A 6,643-nucleotide genomic window follows, 5' to 3' on the forward strand; every position below is an offset into this window, starting at 1 on the left:
GGGCATGGGAGCAAGGATGACCAGCTCAGGCCCATCCAGAAGATTGAGGAATACCGCTACGGCATTCAATGAAATATGATAGGGGTTTCTGACATTCCTTATGAAATAAGGCTTTGTGCGGGCTTGAGAAGCTTGCTGCCACCCAAAAGTAATCGGGATATCTCAATCGCGGGAAGTGGCCGCGCAAGGTAATACCCCTGGATCTCGTCGCATCCCTGCAAGCGCAGAAAATTGAACTGTTCAACAGTTTCCACTCCCTCCGCCACCACTTTAACATCCAGGCTGTGCGCCATCCCGATGATGGCCGTTGTAATTGCAGCGTCTGCGGGATTTGTCGTGATGTCCCTGATAAAGGAGCGGTCGATTTTCAGAACATCGATGGGAAATCGCTTCAGATAGGCCAGGCTCGAATATCCGGTACCGAAGTCATCGATGGAAATCCGAATCCCCAGCGCTTTCAGCCTCCGGAGAATACCAATTGTTTTTTTTGCATGTGTCATTAACGAACTTTCAGTCAACTCCAATTCCAGCAAATCAAAATCGATGCTGTTCTCTCTCAGGGCCCTTTCTGTCTGCAATTCAAACTCGAGCATTTCCGGATCGACGCCATTCTCTTGCGTGGCCCGGATAACATCCCTGTTAAGGGTGCTGTGCGAAAACTGTCTTCCAGACACATTGACCGATATGGGGATTTCTCCTATTCCTGAATTTCTCCACTCGGCGATCTGCCTGCATGCACTGTCAATAACCCATGCTCCCACCCGGTTGATCAATCCGGTTTGTTCCAGGATGGATATGAATTCCAGCGGCGGGACGAATCCCTGCCCAGGACGGTTCCATCTTATCAGGGCCTCTACGCCCGTGATTCGTCCCCGGGAAAGCTCCATTTTCGGCTGATAATGCAAAACAAATTCATTGCGATCGAGTGCTTTCCGCAGCGCATTTTCCTGATCCAGCCTTTTGATCGCCCATGCATTCATTTCCGACGTAAAGAAGCGATACGTATCCCTGCCTGCCTTTTTCGACCGATACATGGCGGTGTCGCCGTTTTTAACCAGCGTATCGGCATCAAGCGAATCTGTCGGGTAAACGCTGATTCCGATGCTTGCCGTCACATGGACTTGATGGCCCTGCAACGCAAAGGGCCGACGTAATGCTTCCCGGATCTTGCTTGCAACAACTCCAGCATCACTCGAACCGTCAGGAGTGATCAGAATGCACCCGAACTCATCGCCTCCCAGGCGCGCAATCATGTCCCTGATACGCAAACACTCCAGTAAACGCAGACTGAACTGGCGCAATAACTCATCTCCGAGAGCATGGCCGAATGTATCATTAATGTTTTTGAAGTTATCAATATCCAGAAATAGAACCGAAATAATTCGCTGAGTTGTCTCGGCCTGCTTGATGATCTTGCGGAGAGACTCATAGAATAGAGTCCGGTTAGGAAGACTGGTGAGTGCATCGTAATGCGCGAGCTGCTGTAATCGCCGTTCCGCGTCCTTGCGATGGGTGATGTCATCCATGATTCCCACAATTTGATATACGCCTGTCGAGTCCTTGACCGGGAATGTACGAGAATGTACCCAGCGCACGGTATTATCCGATAGCAATAGCCGGTAGTCGTGATCCAGGCCGCCATGGGGTAACTTATCTGCTTCATGGATTACCCGCTGCACGTCATCTGGATGAACTGCTTCAAAAAATTTCTCCAATTTATCACCGCGGGCAACGGATCGGCCGGTCATCTTCTCCCATGCCGGGTTAATATAATGAAAAGCGTTGTCACGAATATTCCAGATCCAGAAGACCTGGGGAAGATTGCTTGCAAGCTGACTGAACAACTCTTCTGTTTCGCATAAAGATGTGTTCCATTCGCTTAGCCTGTTTTCCAGGGCAGCGATCAGTTCGGTATTATTTTCCATCTCATCCACGGGCAGGTTGCCGGTATAAAGAATATATCGGGAGAAATAGCAGTTTGATTCGTTCTGTCATGTTTATTAAAAGCAATAGAGGAAAAAGTGTATCGGGTACGCGACCGGCTTAACAAGTTCGGCAACTTCTGCTTATTTTTTTATAACAAGCATTATTCATGCCACTTATTCCAAGACATTGTATCTGGGCATGTGGTAGCTTACTCAGGGGAAAATAAAACCGTCTATTGTAAGATTTCCCGATAAGCAAATAAGTTCGCATGTCGCACAACCTAAATCCGACTCCGCGCCGGATCACTGGTTCTTTTTTACTCATTTTTTCATTTTTTATCTCGGCGTCATGATCCCCGAAGATCTTTTTTCGCAATTTGATTTTCAACCTTTTTGTAAATCCGCTGAAGGGCCGATTTAGGATAATGGAATTCTTGATGCATTGGGGAGTAACTGCGCTGTCACTATGGCTTGCCGGCTTCATTTTTCACGGCGTTTCGTTTGCCAATAAAAAATCCTTGTTTATATCGGCACTATTACTGGGATTCGCTAACGCCGTCATCAGGCCAATCGTTATTATTCTAACGATTCCGCTAACACTGATCACCTTCGGTTTTTTTTTGCTGGTAATTAATGCGCTGATGATGCTTCTGGTATCGGCAATCGTTCCCGGTTTCAAGGTTTCAGGATTCTGGACAGCTTTCTTTGCAAGTATTTTTGTAACCATTCTCAGCTTGGTCGTCGGGATATTCATCTTCGAGCCAAGCGACAATTTTCCAATGGAAATCCCCGTGCAGGAGGGAGTGCTTGTCTGAGATGGATGCGTGCATTGGACGAAGCTAAACTGGCCTCATATCCGCAATATTCAGCAGCGCCGAGAATTTTCCGGCATCCACATTCTGCTCGAATGGCAGCACTCCCAGCAACCGGCAATCCAGTCGTTGCTCCAATGCATGCACGTTCTCATCGAATGCGATCATGCGTGGATCAATGCAGTTCGCCACCCATCCCGTGAGCTCTAGTCCGGCTGCCCGCACTGCCTGGGCAGTCAGCAGTGCGTGATTAAGGCAGCCCAGCTGCATTCCCACCACCAATATTACCGGCAAACCCAAAGCTCGCGCCAAATCGGCGCCATCCTGGCGCTCGCTGAGCGGCACGAGAAAACCGCCGGCACCTTCAACAATCACCAGGTCGGCAATTTGTCGTAACGCGAGGCAAGCTTTACAAATAATTGCTATGTCGATATTGATACCCGCGTGTCTCGCTGCGATATGCGGTGCAATCGGCGGGATCAGCGCATAGGGATTCACCTGTTGGCGCGGGGCGAGAACGGAGCTTGCCGCGGCGAGCAATTCCACGTCCGTCCATTTTCCATTTTCGCAGCCCGCCGCCACCGGCTTCATACCCACGACCGCCTTGCCGCGCGCGGCAAAAGCACGCAGCAGAGCACAACTGACCAGGGTCTTGCCGACACCTGTGCCGGTACCGGTGATGAAATAACCTTCTGCCATAAGGAGATAAAGAGCCGCCCTTTCAGAGTCGCCCTTTCATGCGAGGCCGATTTTTCGCCTTGTTTCAGGCGTGAGAACTGTTTTTTGCCGCTGCGGCTTCCAGGCATGGCCATAAACCACTTCGAACGTCGCCGGGAGTTTTCCTTCCACGCGTAGCGTCTCATAGCGGCTAATCGCCTGTTGCCAGGTGGCTTTTCCGGTTAATCCACGCCGCCTGCCCTGGGTCGCATTGTGGGCACCGATGGCTTTCAGGTCCCGCATCACGCTGATTACGTCATCATAAGTCAGGGTGATGTATTCCATATCCATCACCGGGGTTGCGAAGCCATTATGCACCAGCATATCGCCGATGTCGTGCATATCGGTAAAGCGGTTGACATGGCTGTATTCGTCGATGCCGCGAAATGCCTGACGCAATTCCTTCAAAGTGTCCGGCCCGAAAGTGCTGAACATGAACAAACCACCGGCTTGAAGTACCCGGTGCATCTCGGCAAATGTCTGTTTGAGGTCATTACACCATTGCAGGGTCAGATTGGACCAGATCAACCCGGCGCAGGAATCCTTAAGTGGCATTTGCTCTATATCGCCAATTACATAACTGGCCTGATTCCCGCGCGCTACCAATAATTGTTTCCACCATGAAATCGCTGGACGTGCCTGAGTGTGCATGGCCAACGCAATATCAACTGCCAGCACCTGGGCACTAGCGTAGCGTATGGCGAGTTTACGCGTCCCATAACCGGTGCCGCTGCCGGCATCGAGAACGACATCGGGGGTGTGTTTAATGTAATCGAGGCGCGACAGCATTCGGTCGCATACCTCGCGCTGCAGGACCGCTGCGCGGTCGTAACTCACTGCGGCGCGCTCAAAGGCATTGCGCACCCGGCGTTTGTCGATAGTATGATCGTAATTCACTGACGAAGTAATTGAACCATGCCGGCTACAAATTGGTCGGGATAAGACAAGAATGGCGCGTGACCGCAACGAGGAAACATTATCAGTTTTGAATTTTGCAATCGCTGGTTCATCCATCTCGCCACGCCGGCATCGGTGACTACGTCGTTCTCACCGTGCAGCAGTACTGCCTGTTGCGTAACATTTCTTAACCTCTCGCGCAAATCGCTTGTAAGCAGGATCTGCAGTCCCGCTTGCAGCGCATCCGCATGCGGCGCGCCGCGCTGAAAAAAATTTTTACGCAATTGTGCCAATACCGAGGCGGTATCGCTGGCGCCGCCGCTCACCGCCAAGGTGAGGAACCGGTTCATGGTCGCCTTATAATCCCGCTTCAAATTCTCCATGAACAGCTGCAAAGTCGCGTCAGCCGTTCCCCATTGCCAGTCTATGCGGGTGACAAAGCAGGGGGTCGTTGAAATCAAAGCAAGCTTTTGAATACGCGCCGGTTCGCGCAATGCGAGTTCAATCGCTACCTGACCTCCCAGCGACCATCCACAGACAATACAACTTGGGGGCAAATTATCCGCGACCATTTCCACCATGTGTTCCAGCGTAGCGGGCCGATAGGCGGAACTGAATCCATGCCCCGGCAAATCCACCAGGTGAAGGCGGAAATGTCGTGCCAGGCGATCGCGCACCTCGCCCCAGATGCCGCTGTGCATGGCCCAGCCATGCAGCATCACAAGATCGGGACCAACGCCGCAGGTTTCAATATGAAGACTCATCGGATCCGGATAGACGAGATTATCAGGGCTTGTTGTCCAAATCGCGTAATGCCGCCGTCAGCCGTGCGACATCCTCCATATCGTGTAACGCGGATAATGATATCCGCAGCCGTGCCGAGCCTTGCGGGACAGTGGGTGGACGAATCGCCGGAACCAGGATGCCCCTTTCGCGTAACGCTTCGCTTATGCGCAGGGCTTTATCATTCTCCCCGATGATCAAAGGCTGGATAGGCGTGGAGGATGGCAGCAGCTTCCAGTGCAATGAGCGCACTTCCTCTATTAGCTGCGCGGCAAGTTGTGCCAGTTTTTCACGCCGCCATTCTTCCTCTTCGATCAACTCCAGGCTTTTCAGCAAGACGTGAGATAACAGGGGCGGTGTCGCGGTCGTATAAATATAGCTGCGCGCTTGCTGAACAATGGTTTCTATGACTTCCGGTTGCGCCGCAATAAAAGCGCCAAATACTCCTGCCGCCTTGCCAAGAGTTGCCATGTAAACAATGCGTGGCGAACTGATACTGAAGTAAGACGCCGTTCCTCGCCCTTGCGAACCGAGTACACCGAATCCATGCGCATCATCGAGCAGCAGCCACGCATCGTATTTTTCGCACAAGGCCAGCAGATCGGCGGCTGGCGCAACATCCCCATCCATACTGAAGACCGCATCGGTCATCACCAGTTTGCGTTTGGCCGGCGACCCGGCGAGTTGCCGCTCCAGTATAGCCAGATCACGGTGCGGATACCGGCTGAACTTTGCCCCCAATGCCCCCGCGACCAGCGCGGCATCATTGAGGGATGCATGGTTGAGCCTGTCGGCGAAAATCATATCACCGCGGCCCGCCAGCGCTGTGACCACTCCTGCGTTAGCCATGTATCCGGTGGAAAATAGCAACGCCTGGGGAAACCCAGTGAAGCGCGCCAGCGCATTTTCCAGCGCATCATGGGCCGAGAAGTGCCCGCTGATGAGATGCGAGGCACCTGCCCCCACCCCGTATTGTCCGGCACCTTGGCAAACTGCCGCTATCAATTGCGGGTGGTTGGCAAGACCAAGATAGTCGTTGCTGCAAAACGCGAGATATTCGCGTCCAGCCATCGACACGTGCACTTGCTGCGGGCTCTCCAGAATCAGACGGCGGCGATACAGCTTCTTGTTTTCCCGGCTGCGAAGCTGGTCGCGGAGCTGTCCAATGAGATCGTTGCCCATTCGTTAACCGTTGATGTTTATGATGCGCTACATCGAACGCAGTCCGAGTTTGTCAAATAACGCCTTGTCCCGCTCCGCCTCCGGATTACCGGTGGTCAGCAGTTTGTCGCCATAGAAGATCGAATTGGCGCCGGCAAGAAAACACAGGGCCTGCACCGCATCCGGCATTTCCTGCCTGCCCGCAGACAGCCTTACCATTGCCCGGGGCATGGTGATGCGTGCCGCCGCAATGGTGCGCACGAATTCCAGCGGATCCAGTGCCGCTGTGCCGTGCAGCGGCGTCCCTTCGACCTGGACCAGGTGGTTGATGGGGACGGATTCAGGATA

At 52.8% G+C, this 6,643-nt stretch carries 6 protein-coding genes and 1 pseudogene; 1 reads left to right on the forward strand and 6 read right to left on the reverse strand.

All coding sequences use genetic code 11. The annotated features are described in order from the left end of the window. Window positions 1-98 precede the first annotated feature (98 nt). Window positions 99-1,925, reverse strand: a complete 1,827-nt coding sequence (locus BLP45_RS12720; protein ID WP_143002444.1) for a putative bifunctional diguanylate cyclase/phosphodiesterase — start codon at window positions 1,923-1,925, stop codon at window positions 99-101. A gap of 425 nt (window positions 1,926-2,350) precedes the next feature. Between BLP45_RS12720 and BLP45_RS12725 the strand changes: the two genes are divergently transcribed. Further along, on the forward strand, window positions 2,351-2,740 hold the full coding sequence (locus BLP45_RS12725) for a phage holin family protein (RefSeq protein WP_090372863.1): 390 nt from the start codon (window positions 2,351-2,353) through the stop codon (window positions 2,738-2,740). A gap of 24 nt (window positions 2,741-2,764) precedes the next feature. Here the strand turns inward: BLP45_RS12725 and bioD are convergent, their stop codons facing one another. The 5 genes and pseudogenes from bioD to BLP45_RS12750 all read right to left on the reverse strand — a co-directional run. Then, a complete protein-coding gene (gene bioD / locus BLP45_RS12730) occupies window positions 2,765-3,436 on the reverse strand; it encodes a dethiobiotin synthase (protein WP_090372864.1) in 672 nt (223 codons plus the stop codon). Between the two features lie 36 nt (window positions 3,437-3,472). Further along, window positions 3,473-4,351, reverse strand: a complete 879-nt coding sequence (gene bioC, locus BLP45_RS12735) for a malonyl-ACP O-methyltransferase BioC (RefSeq protein WP_090372865.1) — start codon at window positions 4,349-4,351, stop codon at window positions 3,473-3,475. After that, on the reverse strand, window positions 4,348-5,115 hold the full coding sequence (bioH, locus tag BLP45_RS12740; protein ID WP_090372866.1) for a pimeloyl-ACP methyl ester esterase BioH: 768 nt from the start codon (window positions 5,113-5,115) through the stop codon (window positions 4,348-4,350). Before bioH ends, bioC begins: the two co-directional genes overlap by 4 nt. Before the next feature lie 22 nt (window positions 5,116-5,137). Beyond that, a complete protein-coding gene (gene bioF / locus BLP45_RS12745) occupies window positions 5,138-6,316 on the reverse strand; it encodes an 8-amino-7-oxononanoate synthase (RefSeq protein WP_090372867.1) in 1,179 nt (392 codons plus the stop codon). 27 nt (window positions 6,317-6,343) lie between these two features. Next, window positions 6,344-6,643 (reverse strand): annotated as a pseudogene (locus BLP45_RS12750) (biotin synthase BioB); the annotation flags it as partial.

The sequence above is a fragment of the Nitrosospira sp. Nl5 genome, assembly GCF_900102495.1.
Classification (GTDB): Bacteria; Pseudomonadota; Gammaproteobacteria; order Burkholderiales; family Nitrosomonadaceae; genus Nitrosospira.

Coding starts and splice junctions, on each gene's coding strand:
- bioF (WP_090372867.1), bottom strand. CDS start 6,316: ATGGGCAACGATCTCATTGGACAGCTCCGCGACCAGCTTCGCAGCCGG.
- BLP45_RS12720 (WP_143002444.1), bottom strand. CDS start 1,925: ATGGAAAATAATACCGAACTGATCGCTGCCCTGGAAAACAGGCTAAGC.
- bioD (WP_090372864.1), bottom strand. CDS start 3,436: ATGGCAGAAGGTTATTTCATCACCGGTACCGGCACAGGTGTCGGCAAG.
- bioH (WP_090372866.1), bottom strand. CDS start 5,115: ATGAGTCTTCATATTGAAACCTGCGGCGTTGGTCCCGATCTTGTGATG.
- BLP45_RS12725 (WP_090372863.1), top strand. CDS start 2,351: ATGGAATTCTTGATGCATTGGGGAGTAACTGCGCTGTCACTATGGCTT.